The organism is Brevundimonas sp. UBA2503 (assembly GCF_002341485.1).
Taxonomy (GTDB): Bacteria; Pseudomonadota; Alphaproteobacteria; order Caulobacterales; family Caulobacteraceae; genus Brevundimonas; species Brevundimonas halotolerans.
On the sequence record NZ_DDOD01000010.1, the window covers coordinates 96,880 to 112,544 of the forward strand.

Below are 15,665 nucleotides of genomic sequence, written 5' to 3' on the forward strand. Positions count from 1 at the left end.
TTCAGGTCAGGCCGGTGCCCTCCTCAAGGCCGAGCATCAGATTGAGGTTCTGGACCGCCGCGCCCGAGGCGCCCTTGCCCAGATTGTCCAGCAGGGCGACGAGCCGCGCCTGATGGCCGTCGCGGTCGCCAAACACGTGCAGGCGCAGGCGGTTGGTGTCGTTCAGCCCCTCGGGCGTCAGGCCGGCCATGGCCTCGGTGTCCTCCAGCGGGGCTACCTCAACAAACCGTGCGCCGTCATAGGCCTCAACCAGCGCGCCGTGGATGACCTCGATCGACGACGGGAACGGCAGGGCCGACAGGTGCAGGGGCACCTCGACCAGCATGCCCTGGCGGTAGTTGCCGACCGCAGGCGCGAACAGCACAGGACGAGAAAGTCCTGCATGTTTCGTCATTTCGGGCACATGCTTGTGCTTGAGGGTGAGGCCATAGGCGCGGAAGGGCTCGGCCGCCCCGTCTTCGAACTCCGCGATCATGGCCTTGCCGCCGCCGGAATAGCCCGAGACGGCGTTGACGCTGACCGGCCAGTCGACGGGGATCAGGCCCGCCCGCACCAGCGGCGCGACGAGGGCCAGGAAGCCGGTCGGATAGCAGCCGGGATTGGACACGCGTGTCGAGCCGGCGACGGTCTCACGCTGGCCGGGGCGCAGCTCGGGAAAGCCATAGGTCCAGCCGGGCGCGACGCGAAAGGCGGTCGAGGCATCGATCACCCGGACCGCCGGGTTCTCGACCATGGCCACGGCCTCGCGCGCCGCATCATCGGGCAGGCACAGGATGACGGCATCGGCGCTGTTCAAGGCCTCGCGCCGGGCCTCGGGATCACGCCTGCGGTCGCCCAGCAGGATCAGTTCGAGGTCGGATCGCCCCTCAACCCGCTCGCGGATCTCAAGGCCCGTGGTGCCGGCTTCGCCATCGATGAACAGGGTGTGGGTCATGAGAGGGTTCTAACGCGTGGCGGCGGATTTGGGACTCGGGAAAAACAGGGTCTGGATGGTCTGAAGGGTCTGGAATGGCGCCTGCGCTGGTCGGGGCATCGGCAACCGGACAGTATGGCCGACACCCGGACCCGGGCGGGAAGAACGGTGCGGGAAATGCTGGGGGCTTTGAGCGGGCTGGTGTTTTGCACGCGAGGTATCGCAGTAGGAGCCGCCGGGTCAGCGATCCTTCTCCCCTTGCGGGAGAAGGTGGCAGGCGAAGCCTGACGGATGAGGGGTGGCACAGGGCGGGGGTGCGGCTCATCACTTCATGCGGCAGCGTAACCCCTCATCCGCCCCCTTCTCAGGGGGCACCTTCTCCCGCAGGGGGAGAAGAGGAAGGCGACGCCCCAACAAAAAACGCCCCGGGTTTCCCCGAGGCGCCTTTTGTAGACCGGATTGCGATCGCGGTTTAGCGCTTCGAGAACTGGAAGCTGCGGCGGGCCTTGGCGCGGCCGTACTTCTTGCGCTCGACGACGCGGCTGTCGCGGGTCAGGAAGCCGTGGGGCTTCAGAACCTTGCGCAGCTCGGGTTCGTAGTGCGTCAGGGCGTGCGACAGGCCGTGGCGGATGGCGCCGGCCTGGCCCGACAGGCCGGAGCCCTGGACGGTGCAGACCACGTCGAACTGGGTGGTGCGGTCGGTGACGGTCAGCGGCTGGGCCACCATCATCTGCAGCACGGGACGCGCGAAGTAGGCGTTCAGCTCCTTGCCGTTGACGGTGATCTTGCCCGAGCCGGGCTTGAGCCACACGCGGGCAATGGCGTTCTTGCGCTTGCCGGTCGAATAGGCGCGGCCCAGCGAGTCCAGTTCCTGGACATAGACCGGAGCGGATTCACCTTCGGAACCCATGCCCTTCAGGGCATCGAATCCGGTGGCGGCGGGCGTGTCGGCCGGGGCGGCGGTGTCGACTTCGGTATTGGTCGCGTCGGTCATGATCAGACGGTCCGGGTGTTCTTGGAGTTGGCCGACTTGAAGTCGATCGTTTCCGGCTGTTGGGCTTCGTGGGTGTGGGCGCTGCCGACGAAGAGGCGCAGGTGCGTCATTTGCTTGCGGGCCAGGGGGCTTTCCTTGGGCAGCATGCGCTCGACGGCCTTTTCCATGACGCGCTCGGGGAAGCGGCTGTTCAGGACCTTCTCGGGGGTGGTTTCCTTGATCCCGCCCGGGTGACCGGTGTGACGATAGTAGACCTTGTCGGTCGACTTCTTGCCGGTGAACACCACCTTGTCGACGTTGGTCACGATGACATAGTCACCGCAATCGACGTGCGGGGTGTAGTCGGGGCGGTGCTTGCCGCGCAGGCGGTTGGCGATGAAGGTCGCGAGGCGGCCCACCACGACGCCTTCGGCGTCGATGTGGATCCACTTCTTCTCGACATCGGCCGGCTTCAGCGAAGCCGTGGTGCTCTTCAGCATGTCTGGAGGTCCTGATGGTCGGTCGGGGCCCCAGAGATGCGGAGCGCCGGAATGAAGGCGGGCTGCTACAGGACGCCAGCTCGCTCGTCAATCCCCATTGCGACGCCCATAGTGAGTTATAGCATTGATTTTATTCAACAATATATATACGGTATTAAATTACCGCATAAACCAGGCTGAATTGTTCAGCTCCGGCCCCGGACCAGGGTGTTGCGGACCCGCCGGCCCAGCGGATCGCGGGCCATCCAGCTGTCGCCGATCCCGGCCTCGACGATGTCGCTGCAGAAGCGGGGCAGCATGAAGCCGGGGCGGATGCGGCTCAGGCAGACCTTGTTGCGCTCGACCTGCCAGCGGGCGGTGATGCGGGTGCCGTCCGAGAACCGGCCCTCATAGCTGCCGTCGCGATTGAACCAGTGCTTGACCCAGCCGCCGTCCGGATAGTGGGACATGACCGTATTGTCGAAGGCCACGGCCATGAAGGGCGGCACATCGTCCGTGCGGACATCGCCTGCCTGCAGGCCCGTGCCCGACCCCAGAACCAGACCCATGGCCATGACGACCAGCAAAAGCGGCTTGCGCATGCGCGGCCCCCTCCCCCTTGCAACTTCCCCGGACGGACTATTAACGATCTGTTAGGTTTTGCAAGACCGTTGGCAGGTCAAATACTTGACTTCGCCGTGTGGATATCTATATCCGGCCCTCGTGTTCGGAACAGGAACGGCAACGGGGCCGCCCGCACGCCCAGTGGGGCGGTTTCGCACACAGTCGGCTCCCGACGGGGGCCCGCTCTTTCTCCTGTTCCCGAACATGCAAGGTTTGAATGACCGACTTTACCCAGCTGGGCCTTTCGCCCACGACGCTGCAGGCCGTAATCGATACCGGTTATACGACCGCCACCCCCATCCAGGCCCAGGCCATTCCGGTCGCCCTCGCCGGGCGCGACGTTTTGGGGATAGCCCAGACCGGCACGGGCAAGACCGCCGCCTTTACCCTTCCGCTGATTGAACGTCTGGCCTCGGGCCGGGCCAAGGCGCGGATGCCGCGCGCCCTGGTGCTGGCGCCGACCCGCGAACTGGCCGACCAGGTGGCCGAAAGCTTTGCCAAATACGCCAAGGGCACCAAGCTGAACTGGGTGCTGCTGATCGGCGGCGTGTCGATGGGCGACCAGGTCGCGGCCCTGAACAAGGGCGTGGACGTGCTGATCGCCACGCCGGGCCGTCTGCTGGACCTGTTTGATCGCGGCAAGATGATGCTGAACGGCGTCGAGATCATGGTCGTCGATGAAGCCGACCGCATGCTGGACATGGGCTTCATCCCGGACATCGAAAAGATCTTCAAGCTGACGCCGCCCAAGCGCCAGACGCTGTTCTTCTCGGCCACCATGCCGCCCGAGATCACCCGGCTGACCACCCAGTTCCTGAAAGACCCGACCCGGATCGAGGCCTCGCGCCCGGCCATGACGGCCGAGACCATCACCCAGTATCTGGTGCGCATTCCGGGCTCTGACCCCAAGCTGAAGCGCGAGGCGCTGCGCGCGCTGGTCGGGCGCGATGATGTGAAGAACGGCATCGTCTTCTGCAATCGCAAGTCGGAAGTGAACGTCGTCGCCAAGTCGCTGAAGCAGCACGGCTTTGACGCTTCGCCGATCCATGGCGATCTGGACCAGAGCCTGCGCACCAAGACGCTGGCGGATTTCCGCTCGGGTGCGCTGAAGATCCTGGTGGCCTCGGACGTGGCCGCGCGCGGGCTGGACATTCCCGACGTCAGCCATGTGTTCAACTATGACGTCGCGCACAATGCCGATGACTATGTGCACCGCATCGGCCGCACGGGGCGTGCCGGCAAGACCGGCCAGACCTTCATGATCGTGACGCCGTCGGATGACCGCTCGCTCGACAAGGTGTTGAAGCTGATCAAGATGACGCCGGAAGAGCTGACGCTGGACCTGTCGTCGGGCGGCAAGGCCCGTCCGGCGAAGACGGAATCGGCAAAGGCCGCTGATGAGGGCGCCGCTGTAGAAAAGCCCACTCGGTCGCGTCGTCAGGCCAGCCCTGCCGTTGCTGAAGAAACCTCCGGCGAGGCCCCTGCCCGCCGGTCACGGTCGCGTCGCAAGCCCCTGAGCGAAACGGCCGAGGTGGAGACGGAAACGGCTCCGGTCGAGGTCCGGCCTGTCGACCAGCCGATTGAGGCACCGAAGCCGGAAGCCTCCGATGCCGAGCCGCGCAAGCGCTCGCGCTCACGCGGTGGACGGGGTCGCAAGTCTGATGGTGCGCCGGAGGCCCGAAGCGACACGAACGCTCGCAAGGACAACGACGCCCGCAAGGACTCCGCGCCGATCAAGGCGTCGGACAGTTCGGCCTTCGGCAATGACGGCGTGCCCGCCTTCCTGCGGCGTCCCATCTGACGTCGGGCTTGATCCCCCTCACGAATCCCGGTTCTTCGACCCCGCTTAACCCGCTGTTACGCTTCGGCGGTTAGGCTTTCTAGCGTCGATCCAGAACGGGTCGGGGTGCCCGGGGGGACAGGACGCATGACGGAAAAGGTCGACACCACGGTGCGGGGGCCGGACGCCTATGGCCTGGCCCGGCGCGTGCTGGACGACATGGAAGCGGCCGGCGTCTGGCCGACCCCCGTCAATTTCGAGCTGTGGCTACACTATGTCGGCGATCCGGAGGGCGCGCTGGGCCGTGAAATCCGGCGCATCCTGGCTACCAAGGAGCCCTTTTCGGAGTCGACCTCCGAGATGCTGGCCTCGGAATATCTGCCGCGCGGCCGCCTGAGCGAGGAAATCCGCGATGCGGGTCGGCTGCTGGACAAGGAGTTGTCCTCGGTCGCCAGCACCATCGCCAATGCCCACAAGTCGCAGGCCGAATACGGCGCGACCCTGGCCGACGCCTCCGGCAAGATGGACGGGGTCGAAAACGCCGAGAGCCTGAAATCACTGGTCAGCACGCTGGCCGACGCGACCCACAAGGCGCAGACCCAGAACAGCACGCTGGAAAAGAAGCTGGAAAGCTCGACCCGCGAAGTGGCCAAGCTGCGCGAGCACCTGGAGCAGGTGCGGCGCGATGCCATGACCGACGCCCTGACCAATCTGGCCAATCGCAAGGCCTTTGACGAACATCTCGAAGGCTCGGTCGACGCGGCCCATGCAAACGGCAAGGCCCTGACGCTGGCGGTCATCGACATCGACCATTTCAAACGCTTCAACGACACCTGGGGTCATCAGACCGGCGACCAGGTGCTGCGCTATGTGGCCAGTGTGCTGGGCCGGACGGCCAAGTCACCGCGCCTCGCCGCCCGCTATGGCGGGGAAGAGTTCGCCATCATCTTCCCCGACGAGAACACTGCGGCCGTCGAGAAGGCGCTGAACGGGGTGCTCAAGGAAATCTCGTCGCGCGCGCTGCGACGCCGGTCGACGAATGACGAGCTGGGGGCGGTGACCATTTCGGCCGGCTTTGCCCGCCTGCGTCCCAAAGAGACCGCCGCCTGCCTGCTGGAGCGGGCCGATGCGGCCCTCTATGCCTCCAAGCGAGGCGGCCGGAACCGGGTGACCAACGCGGATCAGCTTGAACAGGCTGCCTGATATTCCCGCCGATGGGCACCTTGCCCCGTTCAGCCGCCCGCGCAGCCTCGCCTTCGCGGCGGCCTATTGGACCCTGTCGATCGTCTATTGCCTCGCCGCCGTGATCGCAGCCGTGCTGCCGGGGCGCAAGGCGACCGGCTGGATCATCCGGCGCTATGTGCGGCGCATGGTGCAGGCCATGCGGCTGCTGGCCGGGATCCGAACCGAGGTGCGCGGGCGTGAGCGCCTGCCCGACGGCGGCTTTATCGTTGCGGCCAAACACCAGAGCTGGGGAGACGGCTATACGGTCTATGACCAGTTTCCGGACCTGGCCTTCGTCACCGGCGACCACCTCGAGAAATTCCCGCTGATGAGTACGGTGCTGCGCAAGCTGGGCGCCATTGTGGTCAACAACTGCGGCGGCCACGAAGCCCGGGCGGCGCTGAAGCGGCGGGCGGCGGACGCCCATGCCGAGGGCCGCCGGATCCTGATCTATCCCGAGGGCAATCTGGCCAAGGTCGGCGAGAAGTTCCGGTACCGGTCAGGCGTCTGGCACATGTACCGCGACTTCGACATGCCGGTCGTGCCGGTGGCGACCAATCTGGGTCTGTTCTGGCCGCAGGAGCAGTTCCTGAAACGGCCCGGCACGGCGACGATCGAATTCCTCGAGCCCCTGCCGACCGGTCTGGCCAAGGAGGAATTCATGGCCCGGCTTGAGGCGGCCATCGAAGGTCGCACCGCCGACCTGGTGGCCGAGGCGAGCGGTCAGCCGGTCACGCCCGCCGTGCAGGTGCCGACCCCGGACGAGGTCCGAAAGGCCGCCGCTCAGGCGTCCTGAGCCACCGGCGTGATCGTCACGCTCTCGCCGCAGCCGCAGGCGTCGGTCTGGTTGGGATTGCGGAACACGAATTTCGAAGCCAGGTCAGTGACCTGAAAGTCGATCTCGCTGCCGATCAGGAACAGGATGGCCTTGGGGTCGATCAGGACCGTGGCGCCCTTGTCTTCCACCACCTCGTCCAGCGGTTCGACGCGTTCGGCGTACTCGACCGTATATTCCTGACCCGCGCAGCCGCCGTTCTTGACGCCGATGCGCAGGCCCGCGCACGGGCCCGAGGCCGCCTCGGTCAGCTGGCGGATGCGGTCAGCCGCAGCCTCGGTCAGGCGAACGGCCTGCGGGCGGGGACGACGGGCGGGGCGTGTGGTGGTCAGGTCGGTCATGATACCTAGAACATATTGAGGGCCAGTTTGGCCTCATCGCTCATCTTGGAGGGATCCCACGGCGGGTCGAACACCAGATTGGCCCTGGCCGAGCGAATGCCCTCGACGGTCATGACGGCGTCCTCGACCCAACCGGGCATTTCGCCGGCCACCGGACAGCCGGGCGCGGTCAGGGTCATTTCGACCAGCACGTCCTTGTCGTCCGAAACGTCGACCTTGTAGATCAGGCCCAGCTCATAGATGTCGACCGGGATTTCGGGGTCGAACACGGTCTTGAGCGCCGTGACCAGATCGTCGGTCAGGCGGTCGAGCTCGGCCTGGCTGAGGGCGCTCTTTTGCGGGGCGTCCCAGCTCTCGGCGAAATCGGCGCTTTTGGTGATGGCGTCGTCCATGACTAAACGAAAAATTCCCTGGCCTTGATGAGAGCGGCGGCGAAGGAGTCGGCGTCCTCCACTGTATTATATAGGGCGAAACTGGCGCGCGTGCTCGAGGTCAGGCCGAATCGGGTGGCCAGCGGCTCGGCGCAGTGCAGACCGGCACGCACCGCCACGCCGTAGCGGTCCATGATCTGGGCGATGTCGTGGGCGTGGGCGCCGTCGACCGTAAAGGTAAAGATCGCCCCCTTGCCGGGCGCCGTGCCGATCTCGGTCAGCCAGTCGAGGCCCGACAGGCGCTCGCGCACCCGCTCCAGCAGGGCAGCCTCATGCGCCTGGACCGCTGCCCGGTCGTAGGCGGAGTACCACTGCAGCGCCGCGCCCAGACCGATGGCCTCGAGGATCGGCGGCGTGCCGGCCTCGAACCGCTGGGGCGGCATTGCATAGGTGACGCGGTCCTCGCTGACCGACTGGATCATCTCGCCCCCGCCCTGATACGGCGGCAGGGACTCCAGCGCTTCGGCGGTGCCGTACAGGGCGCCGATGGCGGTCGGGCCGAAAAGTTTGTGGCCGGTCAGGACATACCAGTCACAGCCCAGCGCCTGAACGTCCGGCGTCGCATGGACCGCGCCCTGGCAGCCGTCGACCAGCACCCGGGCCCCGGCAGCGTGCGCCATCCTGACGATGTCGGCCACCGGATTGAGGGTGCCCAGCACATTGGACATGTGGGTGACCGCGACGATCCGGGTCTTCGGGCCCAACAGCTCGGCATAGGCGTCCATGTCGAGGGTGCCGTCGTCCTTGACCGGGATCCATTTCAGCACCGCGCCGCGGCGTTCGCGCAGCATATGCCAGGGCACGATGTTGGAGTGGTGCTCCATCTGGGTGACGAGGATCTCGTCGTCGGGCAGGAGGGACTGGCCAATGCCGGCGGCGACCAGATTGATCGCCTCGGTGCCGCCCCGGGTCCACACGATCTGGTCGGCGGAAGGAGCATTCAGATAGCGGGCGACGGTCTCGCGGGCGGCCTCGAAGGCCTCGGTCGTTTCATTGGCCAGGGTGTGCAGGCCGCGGTGGACATTGGCATAGCTACCCTCCATCGCCGCCGTCAGGGCGTCGATCACCGCGCGCGGCTTTTGCGCCGAGGCGGCCGAGTCCAGATAGACCAGCGGCTTGCCGTTCACCTGCCGCGACAGGATCGGGAACTGGGCCCGGACGGCGTGGACGTCGAAGTCTACTGATCCTCCCCTGCTTGCGGGGGAGGGGGACCGCGAAGCGGTGGTGGGGGCGGACCCAGCGGCGGCGTTTGAAGTCGCCCCCTCCACCGCCGTTCCGGCGGTCCCCCTCCCCCGTTCCGCTGCGCTACCCGGGGGAGGAGCCATCACGACCTTTCCATCAGCCATGTGCGGACCTCCTCTCGCGCGCCCTCATGCTCGATGCGGTCGACGACCTCGAACAGGAAGGCGCGGGTCAGAAGCGCCCTCGCCTCCTCTGCCGACAGGCCGCGCTGCTGCATGTAGAACAGGGCGCTCTCGTCCAGATTGCCCACCGTATTGCCGTGGGCGCACTGGACGTCGTCGGCATAGATGATCAGCTCGGGCTTGGCGTCGACCTCACCCCGTTCGGACAGGATCAGGGCATTGTGCGCCATGCGGGCATCGGTGCCGTCGGCTCCGCGCTCGACCACGATCCGGCCCTGGAAGACGCCACGTGCCGTGTCGGTGACGACGCCCTTGGCCAGTTGCGAGGTCAGACCGTCGGGGCCCGCGTGGGTGACGACGCTGGTCAGGTCCACATGGCGGCTGTCGGTCAGCCGATAGAGGCCGTCCAGACGCACATCGGCGCCATGGCCGGCGTGATGCACGTGAGTCTCCAGCCGCTGAAGGCGGCCGCCGGTTGCGATCAGGGTCTGGTGAAACACGGCACCCTCGCCCACCGTAACCTCGGCCTGGGTGATCGACAGGCTGTCGGCCGGTTCGTCGGTCAGGACGATCCGGTGGACGGCGGCACCCGACGGGACGTCGATGCTGAGCCGGTTGTGCGCGGCATAGGCCGCCCCCTGGCCCTCATGGCTCTCGAGCAGCAGCAGGGTCGAGCCCGGACGGGCGGAAATGCGGGCGGTGGCCGTGTGGCCGGTGCCGCTGGCATCCGAGATGAAGCGCAGGCGCAGGGTGTGGTCCCCGAAGGCGACATAGGCGTCGGCGCCCACGGCCCGGCCGTTGACGAACACCAGGCCGTCGCCACCCAGCTCATAGAAGGGCCCCGCGCCTTCCACCCGGCCCGGCGGAGACAGCGGCGGCGCATCGCGCATATAGCGACGCACGTCGCTGTACTTCCACGCCTCGGCCCGCCGCGAGGGGAAGGTCGCCGGGTCGCTGAGATTGAAGGCGGCGGAATGGGTCACGCGGCCTCGCCCACATAGCGGTCATAGCCCTCGGCCTCGAGCTGGTGGGCCAGCTCCGGACCGCCCGAGGCGACGATCTTGCCGGCGGCCAGCACATGGACCTTGTCCGGTTTGATGTAGTCCAGCAGGCGCTGATAGTGGGTGATGACCAGCATGGACCGCTCGGGGCCGCGCAGGGCGTTGACGCCATCGGCGACGATGCGCAGGGCGTCGATGTCGAGGCCGGAGTCCGTCTCGTCGAGGATCAGCAGCGACGGCTCCAGCAGGGCCATCTGCAGGATCTCCATCCGCTTCTTCTCGCCGCCCGAGAAGCCCACATTCAGGGGCCGCTTCAGCATGTCGAAGTCCATCTTCAGGGCCTTCGACGCCGCCTTGACCTGCTTCAGGAATTCCGGCGCCGAGACCTCGGCCTCACCGCGCGCGCGCTTCTGGGCATTCAGCGCCGTGCGCACAAAGGTCAGGGCCGGGACACCGGGGATCTCGATCGGATACTGGAACGACAGGAAGACGCCCTTCGCCGCCCGCTCGGCCGGGTCGAGACCCAGCAGGTCCTCGCCGCGCCAGGTGACGGTGCCCTCGGTCGCCTCATAGCCGGGACGGCCCGAGACGGCATAACCGAGCGTCGACTTGCCCGCGCCATTGGGGCCCATGATGGCATGGACCTCGCCCGCCGGAACGTCGAGCGTCAGGCCCTTGAGGATGGGGGTGTCACCAACGGCGACGTGGAGATTGGAGATGGAGAGCATTCAGTGGGACTCGGGTAAGGGAAAAATTCGGGCGAGGTCCTGACGGGCGTCGTAGAACGACACGATCACGACCTCATCCTGCAAAACCTGAAAAACGACGATCTTGTGCCAGCGTAGCAGGCTGGCCTCGCGCAAGCCTTTCCAGCGGGACGGACGATAGGAGAATGGATGTGCGCCGGTCCTGAGCGACAGGGCCTCGCTTTCCGAGAGGGCGCGATCGGTCAGGCGTGTGTCCTGGGCCTCCAGTCCATCCAGCCAGTCGCGTTGCGCGCTGCGAGCTTCCTGCGACCATCGCACGCGCCTCATCGCTTGTAGCGGGCCTTGAGCTCATCAAAGACCTCTGAATGATCATAGAGACGACCGGCCGCAACATCCTCCAGTCCACGCCTTATGGAAGCCGCCTGCTCTTCGGTCAGCGAGGCCCCGGCCTGCCCCTCATGGTCGGCGGCAACCTGCTCTGCCGCCGAGGCAATGAACTCTTCGAGCGACATGCCGATCTCGGCCGCCGCACGCTTCAGACGATCCGCAGCGTCAGCATCAAAGGGAATGGCTATGGTTTCCATCAGACAGTCCTCCGGTGACGCAGCACCTTATCATAGTGGCCCCCAACCGTCGGCCCCCTGACCGCGTTCATCTCGCCCGCCGGAACGTCGAGCGTCAGGCCCTTGAGGATCGGGGTGTCGGCGACAGAGACGTGGAGGTTGGAGATGGTGAGCATTCAGTTTTCCTCGGCCCAAGCCATACAGCCCTCAATGAAGGAGTTACTCCGTCCATCACAATCGTCGGGCTCGGTGATGCCGTGCTCCGCAGCCCACTCGTAGCCCGCCTCATGCCCTGAACAGTCTACGGTGCAGTCATAGCCTCGGAAGGTGGCCGGAGGTGCTGGCGCAGTGGACGGTCTATAGGGGGTCATTGCCGCCGCCTCGCGCGCAGCAATCGTAGCGGTTTCAGCTGCAGCTCGCGCTTCTGCTTCTGCAGACTCGTAGGCTGAGGAGAGTACCGGATCGACGGCCGTAACTCGCTGGTCAGTCACAAGCGCCGCTTCAAAGTTCGACTGCGCTACGCATTGACCGAGACCCAACCCAATGATCAGAGATGCCAGTGACGCGATAGCGACATCTCTTGCGACAAACGTCCGCCCCTTTGCTCGCTCACTCACCCCACGCTCCCTTCAAGGCTGATCGCCATCCCAGAACCCGTCATCCTCGGGCTTGTCCCGAGGACCCATGGGTCAGTAATCTCTGCGCCGGGCCGCGTGGGCTTGATGGATCGTGCCAAACTCAACCCATGGGCCCGCCGGAACGATAGGCCCTCGGGACTAGCCCGAGGGTGACGGAGAGTTTGGGTTACGTTTCTTCCGGCCCATGTTTCCACACGGGGGATCGATCCCAGGCCAGCGACAGGTCCTCCCAGTGTGGATTGTCCCGTTCGATCAGATTGATCTTCCAGTCGCGCAGATACCGCTTCAGCGATTTCTCTTTCTGGATGGCGTCGGTGATCCGCTCGAAGGGCTGATACCAGACCAGTCGTTTCAGGCCGTGCTTCTTCGTAAAGCCCTCGACCGCCCCGATACGGTGCTGCCCGACGCGGGCGTAAAGGTCGCTGGTCGCACCGACATAGAGCGTTCCATAGGGTGCGTTGGTCATGATGTAGGTCGCGATGAACGGGCGTTCTCTCACCATAGGATACAGCCTGGTCCACTATGGGTCCTCGGGACAAGCCCGAGGATGACGGGGAGTGATGATTAGCCAACGCTTCCCTCCAATGAGATCGCCACCAGCTTCTGGGCCTCGACGGCGAACTCCATCGGCAGTTTCTGCATGACGTCGCGGACGAAGCCGTTGACCAGCAGGGCCACGGCTTCTTCCTCCGACAGGCCGCGCTGCTGCGCATAGAACAGCTGGTCGTCGGACAGGCGGGTGGTGGTCGCCTCGTGCTCCAGTTGGGCCGAGCCGTTCTTGGCCTCAATGTACGGGATGGTGTGCGAGCCGCAGTCCTTGCCGATCAGCAGGCTGTCGCACTGGGTAAAATTGCGCACGCCGGTCGCCCTGGGGTGCACCGAGACCAGGCCGCGGTAGGTCGAGTCCGACTTCCCGGCCGAGACGGCTTTGGCGATGATCCGGCTTTTCGAATTCTTGCCGAGGTGGATCATCTTGGTGCCGGTGTCGGCCTGTTGGTGGCCGTTGGTGATGGCGATGGAATAGAATTCGCCCGAGCTCTCCTCGCCCTTGAGGATGCAGGACGGATATTTCCAGGTGACGGCCGAGCCGGTCTCGACCTGGGTCCAGCTGACCTTGGACCGGTCGCCGCGACAATCGGCGCGCTTGGTGACGAAGTTGTAGATGCCGCCCTTGCCCTCGGCGTCGCCGGGGTACCAGTTCTGGACGGTCGAATATTTGATCTCGGCGTCGTCCAGCGCCACCAGCTCGACCACGGCGGCGTGCAGCTGATTCTCGTCGCGCATCGGGGCGGTGCAGCCCTCCAGATAGGAGCAATAGCTGCCCTTGTCGGCGATGATCAGGGTGCGTTCGAACTGGCCGGTCTGGCTGGCGTTGATGCGGAAATAGGTCGACAGCTCCATCGGGCAGCGCACGCCCGGCGGGATGTAGACGAAGCTGCCGTCCGAAAAGACCGCGCTGTTCAGGGCGGCGAAATAGTTGTCCGAGACGGGCACGACCGAGCCCAGATACTGGCGCACCAGATCGGGGTATTCACGCAGGGCCTCGGAGATCGGCATGAAGATGACGCCGACCTTGGCCAGCTCGGCCTTGAAGGTGGTGACCACGCTGACGCTGTCGAACACGGCGTCGACCGCGTAACGCGGCGCGCCCTCGACGCCGGCCAGCACGGCTTGTTCCTTCAGCGGGATGCCCAGCTTTTCGTAGACGGCCAGCAGTTCGGGATCGACCTCGTCGAGGCTCTTCGGCCCCTCCTTCTTTTTCGGCGCGGCGTAGTAGAACAGCTCCTGATAGTCGACCGGCTCATATTTGACCGAGGCCCAGGTGGGTTCCTCCATGGCCAACCAGCGCTCATAGGCGGCCAGGCGCCACTCCAGCATCCAGTCCGGCTCGCCCTTTTTCTCCGAGATGAAACGGACGATGTCGGCATTCAGGCCACGCGGGGCGTATTCGGTGTCGATGTCGCTTGTGAAGCCATGCGCGTATTTTTCCAGCGCGGCGACGGCGTCGACGGTTTCCTTGACGGCGGCCATCAGGCGATCTCCCCGACGGGTTGGCGGGCGCGCAGGCGGGCGCGGGCCTCGCACCAGGCGTCGGCAAAGGTCTGCCAGTCGCTCTCGACCGTGCCCCAGCCGCCCGAGACGCGGATGGCGAAGGTGGCCAGCGGCTCCAGCCCCATGGCGACCATGGTTTTCGACGGTTTGGTCTTGCCCGAGGAACAGGCGCTACCCGCCGAGACCATGACGCCCTTGAGGTCGAGGCTGATCAACTGTTGCGGGCTGTCCCAGCCGTCCGTGGCGACGAACAGGGTGTTGGGCAGGCGCGGCGCGCCCTCGCCTACCACCACCGCGCCCTCGGCCTTGAGGCGTTCGGCGGCGGCGTCGCGCCAGGCGCTATGGTCGTGCGCGAGGTCACGCGCGGCGCATTCGGCGGCCACACCAAAGGCGGCGATGCCGGGGACATTTTCGGTGCCGGCGCGCAGGCCGCGCTCCTGCCCCGCGCCGTGCAGGATGCGCACGGCGCTGCGGCCCGGGGCCAGCACCAGGGCGCCGACGCCCTGCAGTCCGCCCAGCTTGTGCCCGGACAGGGTCAGGGAGTCTGCGGCCAGGTCGGCCATGGAGACCGCGATCTTGCCCGCCGACTGGATGGCATCGACGTGCAGCCAGCCGTCGGCGGCGGCGACCAGCGCCCTGGCCTCGGCGATCGGCTGAAGGACGCCGCTTTCGTTATTGGCGTGGTGGATGCCGACCATGGCCCGGCCCGGACGTTTCAGCGCCCCGGCCAGCCATTCCAGATCGACCTGACCGTTGGCATCGACCGGCAGGGTCTCGACCGGGACCGACGACATGGCCGCGGTCTCGGCGACGCAGGGATGTTCGGTGGCCGAAACGATCAGCCGCTCACAGCCCGCCGCGATGGCGCTGGCGAGCGCCTGGGCGTTCGACTCAGTGCCGCCGGAAGAGAAGATCACCGCGCTGGTGTCGACCCCGACCAGATCGGCGACGCGGGCGCGGGCGGTCTCGATATGGGCGCGGGCGCGGCGGCCCCGGGCGTGGACAGCGTTGGGATTGCCACCCTCGGCCATGATCTGGGTGACCAGGGCCTGGACCTCGGGCCGGATCAGGGCGGAGGCGTTATAGTCGAGATAGACGGTCATGCGGCGGCTCCCACGCCGGGCGCGGATACAGACGGAGAGCAGGCAACACGACGGCGGCTGCCGGTGCGGTTCAGGACCACATCTTCCAGCGACACCCCGGCCAGATAGGCGTGAATCTCGGCGCCGAGGTCTTCCCAGAGGTTATGGGTGATGCAGCGCTCGCCCGAGGCCATGCAGCCGCGCGGCGAGGCGTGGGCGACGCAGCGGGTGGCGCGGATCGGCTCATCGACGGCCAGCACGATATCGGCGACGACCGTCTCGTCCGCCGGTTTGGCCAGACGATAGCCGCCACCGGGCCCGCGTACGCTATTCACCAGTCCGCAGCGGCGCAAGCGGGCGAACAGCTGTTCCAGATAGCTGAGGGAAATCTCTTGCCGCTGGGCGATTTCGGACAGGGAGACAGAGCGGTCAGACCCGTCGAGCGCACGACCGTTGCGGGCCAGATCGGCCATCGCCATCACCGCATAGCGTCCCTTCGTCGACAGTCGCATCCCGCACCTTCAAAAATACCGCGCAGAGGCGACGAGGTATGTTAGAACCCGCGCCTTCGCCGCCGCGCCCATGGGGTACCGGCACTTAGAAAGTCCCACTACAGCAGTCAAGTATTCCTCGGCCTGCTGTGACCTTTTGAACCGGA

18 protein-coding genes and 1 pseudogene are annotated in these 15,665 nt (G+C 66.1%); 3 read left to right on the forward strand and 16 right to left on the reverse strand.

Annotated features, from left to right (window positions below; all coding sequences use genetic code 11):
• Position 1 precedes the first annotated feature (1 nt).
• From argC to B4K74_RS05215, 4 genes are all read right to left on the reverse strand, one after another.
• Positions 2-934: an N-acetyl-gamma-glutamyl-phosphate reductase gene (gene argC, locus B4K74_RS05200; RefSeq protein WP_286692052.1), complete on the reverse strand. Its 933-nt coding sequence runs from the start codon at positions 932-934 to the stop codon at positions 2-4.
• A gap of 451 nt (positions 935-1,385) precedes the next feature.
• Positions 1,386-1,907: a 30S ribosomal protein S9 gene (gene rpsI, locus B4K74_RS05205; protein ID WP_286692053.1), complete on the reverse strand. Its 522-nt coding sequence runs from the start codon at positions 1,905-1,907 to the stop codon at positions 1,386-1,388.
• A 2-nt stretch (positions 1,908-1,909) separates the two neighbouring features.
• Positions 1,910-2,386 (reverse strand): 50S ribosomal protein L13, encoded by a 477-nt coding sequence (gene rplM, locus B4K74_RS05210; RefSeq protein ID WP_286692054.1) that lies wholly within the window; start codon positions 2,384-2,386, stop codon positions 1,910-1,912.
• Between the two features lie 185 nt (positions 2,387-2,571).
• Positions 2,572-2,967: a hypothetical protein gene (locus tag B4K74_RS05215; RefSeq protein ID WP_286692055.1), complete on the reverse strand. Its 396-nt coding sequence runs from the start codon at positions 2,965-2,967 to the stop codon at positions 2,572-2,574.
• Between the two features lie 239 nt (positions 2,968-3,206).
• Between B4K74_RS05215 and B4K74_RS05220 the strand changes: the two genes are divergently transcribed.
• The 3 genes from B4K74_RS05220 (at position 3,207) to B4K74_RS05230 (ending at position 6,789) form a co-directional block, all read left to right on the forward strand.
• Positions 3,207-4,790 carry a DEAD/DEAH box helicase gene (locus B4K74_RS05220; protein WP_286692056.1) on the forward strand — a complete coding sequence of 528 codons (1,584 nt, stop codon included), beginning with the start codon at positions 3,207-3,209 and terminating at the stop codon, positions 4,788-4,790.
• Positions 4,791-4,916: 126 nt separating this feature from the next.
• Entirely contained in the window at positions 4,917-5,972 is a 1,056-nt protein-coding gene (locus tag B4K74_RS05225; protein ID WP_286692057.1) for a GGDEF domain-containing protein, read from the forward strand.
• Positions 5,956-6,789 (forward strand): lysophospholipid acyltransferase family protein, encoded by an 834-nt coding sequence (locus B4K74_RS05230; RefSeq protein WP_414630918.1) that lies wholly within the window; start codon positions 5,956-5,958, stop codon positions 6,787-6,789. Before B4K74_RS05225 ends, B4K74_RS05230 begins: the two co-directional genes overlap by 17 nt.
• Here the strand turns inward: B4K74_RS05230 and B4K74_RS05235 are convergent.
• From B4K74_RS05235 to B4K74_RS05290, 12 genes and pseudogenes are all read right to left on the reverse strand, one after another.
• A complete protein-coding gene (locus tag B4K74_RS05235) occupies positions 6,777-7,169 on the reverse strand; it encodes a HesB/IscA family protein (RefSeq protein ID WP_286692058.1) in 393 nt (130 codons plus the stop codon). The two genes, B4K74_RS05230 and B4K74_RS05235, sit on opposite strands and share 13 nt — an antisense overlap.
• A gap of 5 nt (positions 7,170-7,174) precedes the next feature.
• Positions 7,175-7,561 carry an SUF system Fe-S cluster assembly protein gene (locus B4K74_RS05240; protein ID WP_123286662.1) on the reverse strand — a complete coding sequence of 129 codons (387 nt, stop codon included), beginning with the start codon at positions 7,559-7,561 and terminating at the stop codon, positions 7,175-7,177.
• Positions 7,562-7,563: 2 nt separating this feature from the next.
• Positions 7,564-8,946: an aminotransferase class V-fold PLP-dependent enzyme gene (locus tag B4K74_RS05245; protein WP_286692059.1), complete on the reverse strand. Its 1,383-nt coding sequence runs from the start codon at positions 8,944-8,946 to the stop codon at positions 7,564-7,566.
• Positions 8,925-9,947 carry a Fe-S cluster assembly protein SufD gene (gene sufD / locus B4K74_RS05250; protein WP_286692060.1) on the reverse strand — a complete coding sequence of 341 codons (1,023 nt, stop codon included), beginning with the start codon at positions 9,945-9,947 and terminating at the stop codon, positions 8,925-8,927. Before sufD ends, B4K74_RS05245 begins: the two co-directional genes overlap by 22 nt.
• Positions 9,944-10,693, reverse strand: a complete 750-nt coding sequence (sufC, locus tag B4K74_RS05255; RefSeq protein WP_286692061.1) for a Fe-S cluster assembly ATPase SufC — start codon at positions 10,691-10,693, stop codon at positions 9,944-9,946. Before sufC (B4K74_RS05255) ends, sufD begins: the two co-directional genes overlap by 4 nt.
• Positions 10,694-10,990: a hypothetical protein gene (locus tag B4K74_RS05260; protein WP_286692062.1), complete on the reverse strand. Its 297-nt coding sequence runs from the start codon at positions 10,988-10,990 to the stop codon at positions 10,694-10,696.
• A gap of 5 nt (positions 10,991-10,995) precedes the next feature.
• Positions 10,996-11,256: a hypothetical protein gene (locus B4K74_RS05265; RefSeq protein ID WP_123286667.1), complete on the reverse strand. Its 261-nt coding sequence runs from the start codon at positions 11,254-11,256 to the stop codon at positions 10,996-10,998.
• A gap of 38 nt (positions 11,257-11,294) precedes the next feature.
• Positions 11,295-11,411, reverse strand: a pseudogene (gene sufC, locus B4K74_RS05270) (Fe-S cluster assembly ATPase SufC); the annotation flags it as partial.
• Positions 11,412-12,039: 628 nt separating this feature from the next.
• Positions 12,040-12,339, reverse strand: coding sequence for a GIY-YIG nuclease family protein (locus B4K74_RS05275; protein ID WP_286692063.1), 300 nt, complete (start codon positions 12,337-12,339; stop codon positions 12,040-12,042).
• Between the two features lie 98 nt (positions 12,340-12,437).
• Positions 12,438-13,904 carry a Fe-S cluster assembly protein SufB gene (gene sufB, locus B4K74_RS05280; protein WP_286692064.1) on the reverse strand — a complete coding sequence of 489 codons (1,467 nt, stop codon included), beginning with the start codon at positions 13,902-13,904 and terminating at the stop codon, positions 12,438-12,440.
• The gene (locus tag B4K74_RS05285; RefSeq protein WP_286692065.1) at positions 13,904-15,028 is read right to left on the reverse strand and encodes a cysteine desulfurase family protein; all 1,125 of its coding nucleotides are present in this window, start codon (positions 15,026-15,028) and stop codon (positions 13,904-13,906) included. Before B4K74_RS05285 ends, sufB begins: the two co-directional genes overlap by 1 nt.
• Positions 15,025-15,519 carry an Rrf2 family transcriptional regulator gene (locus B4K74_RS05290; protein WP_286692066.1) on the reverse strand — a complete coding sequence of 165 codons (495 nt, stop codon included), beginning with the start codon at positions 15,517-15,519 and terminating at the stop codon, positions 15,025-15,027. The genes B4K74_RS05285 and B4K74_RS05290 overlap by 4 nt, the downstream gene beginning before the upstream one ends.
• Positions 15,520-15,665 lie beyond the last annotated feature (146 nt).

What these genes read in the sequence shown, in the direction of transcription:
- argC (WP_286692052.1), bottom strand. Translation starts at nt 934, where the DNA reads ATGACCCACACCCTGTTCATCGATGGCGAAGCCGGCACCACGGGCCTT.
- rpsI (WP_286692053.1), bottom strand. Translation starts at nt 1,907, where the DNA reads ATGACCGACGCGACCAATACCGAAGTCGACACCGCCGCCCCGGCCGAC.
- rplM (WP_286692054.1), bottom strand. Translation starts at nt 2,386, where the DNA reads ATGCTGAAGAGCACCACGGCTTCGCTGAAGCCGGCCGATGTCGAGAAG.
- B4K74_RS05215 (WP_286692055.1), bottom strand. Translation starts at nt 2,967, where the DNA reads ATGCGCAAGCCGCTTTTGCTGGTCGTCATGGCCATGGGTCTGGTTCTG.
- B4K74_RS05220 (WP_286692056.1), top strand. Translation starts at nt 3,207, where the DNA reads ATGACCGACTTTACCCAGCTGGGCCTTTCGCCCACGACGCTGCAGGCC.
- B4K74_RS05225 (WP_286692057.1), top strand. Translation starts at nt 4,917, where the DNA reads ATGACGGAAAAGGTCGACACCACGGTGCGGGGGCCGGACGCCTATGGC.
- B4K74_RS05235 (WP_286692058.1), bottom strand. Translation starts at nt 7,169, where the DNA reads ATGACCGACCTGACCACCACACGCCCCGCCCGTCGTCCCCGCCCGCAG.
- B4K74_RS05240 (WP_123286662.1), bottom strand. Translation starts at nt 7,561, where the DNA reads ATGGACGACGCCATCACCAAAAGCGCCGATTTCGCCGAGAGCTGGGAC.
- B4K74_RS05245 (WP_286692059.1), bottom strand. Translation starts at nt 8,946, where the DNA reads ATGGCTGATGGAAAGGTCGTGATGGCTCCTCCCCCGGGTAGCGCAGCG.
- sufC (WP_286692061.1), bottom strand. Translation starts at nt 10,693, where the DNA reads ATGCTCTCCATCTCCAATCTCCACGTCGCCGTTGGTGACACCCCCATC.
- B4K74_RS05265 (WP_123286667.1), bottom strand. Translation starts at nt 11,256, where the DNA reads ATGGAAACCATAGCCATTCCCTTTGATGCTGACGCTGCGGATCGTCTG.
- B4K74_RS05275 (WP_286692063.1), bottom strand. Translation starts at nt 12,339, where the DNA reads ATGACCAACGCACCCTATGGAACGCTCTATGTCGGTGCGACCAGCGAC.
- sufB (WP_286692064.1), bottom strand. Translation starts at nt 13,904, where the DNA reads ATGGCCGCCGTCAAGGAAACCGTCGACGCCGTCGCCGCGCTGGAAAAA.
- B4K74_RS05285 (WP_286692065.1), bottom strand. Translation starts at nt 15,028, where the DNA reads ATGACCGTCTATCTCGACTATAACGCCTCCGCCCTGATCCGGCCCGAG.
- B4K74_RS05290 (WP_286692066.1), bottom strand. Translation starts at nt 15,519, where the DNA reads ATGCGACTGTCGACGAAGGGACGCTATGCGGTGATGGCGATGGCCGAT.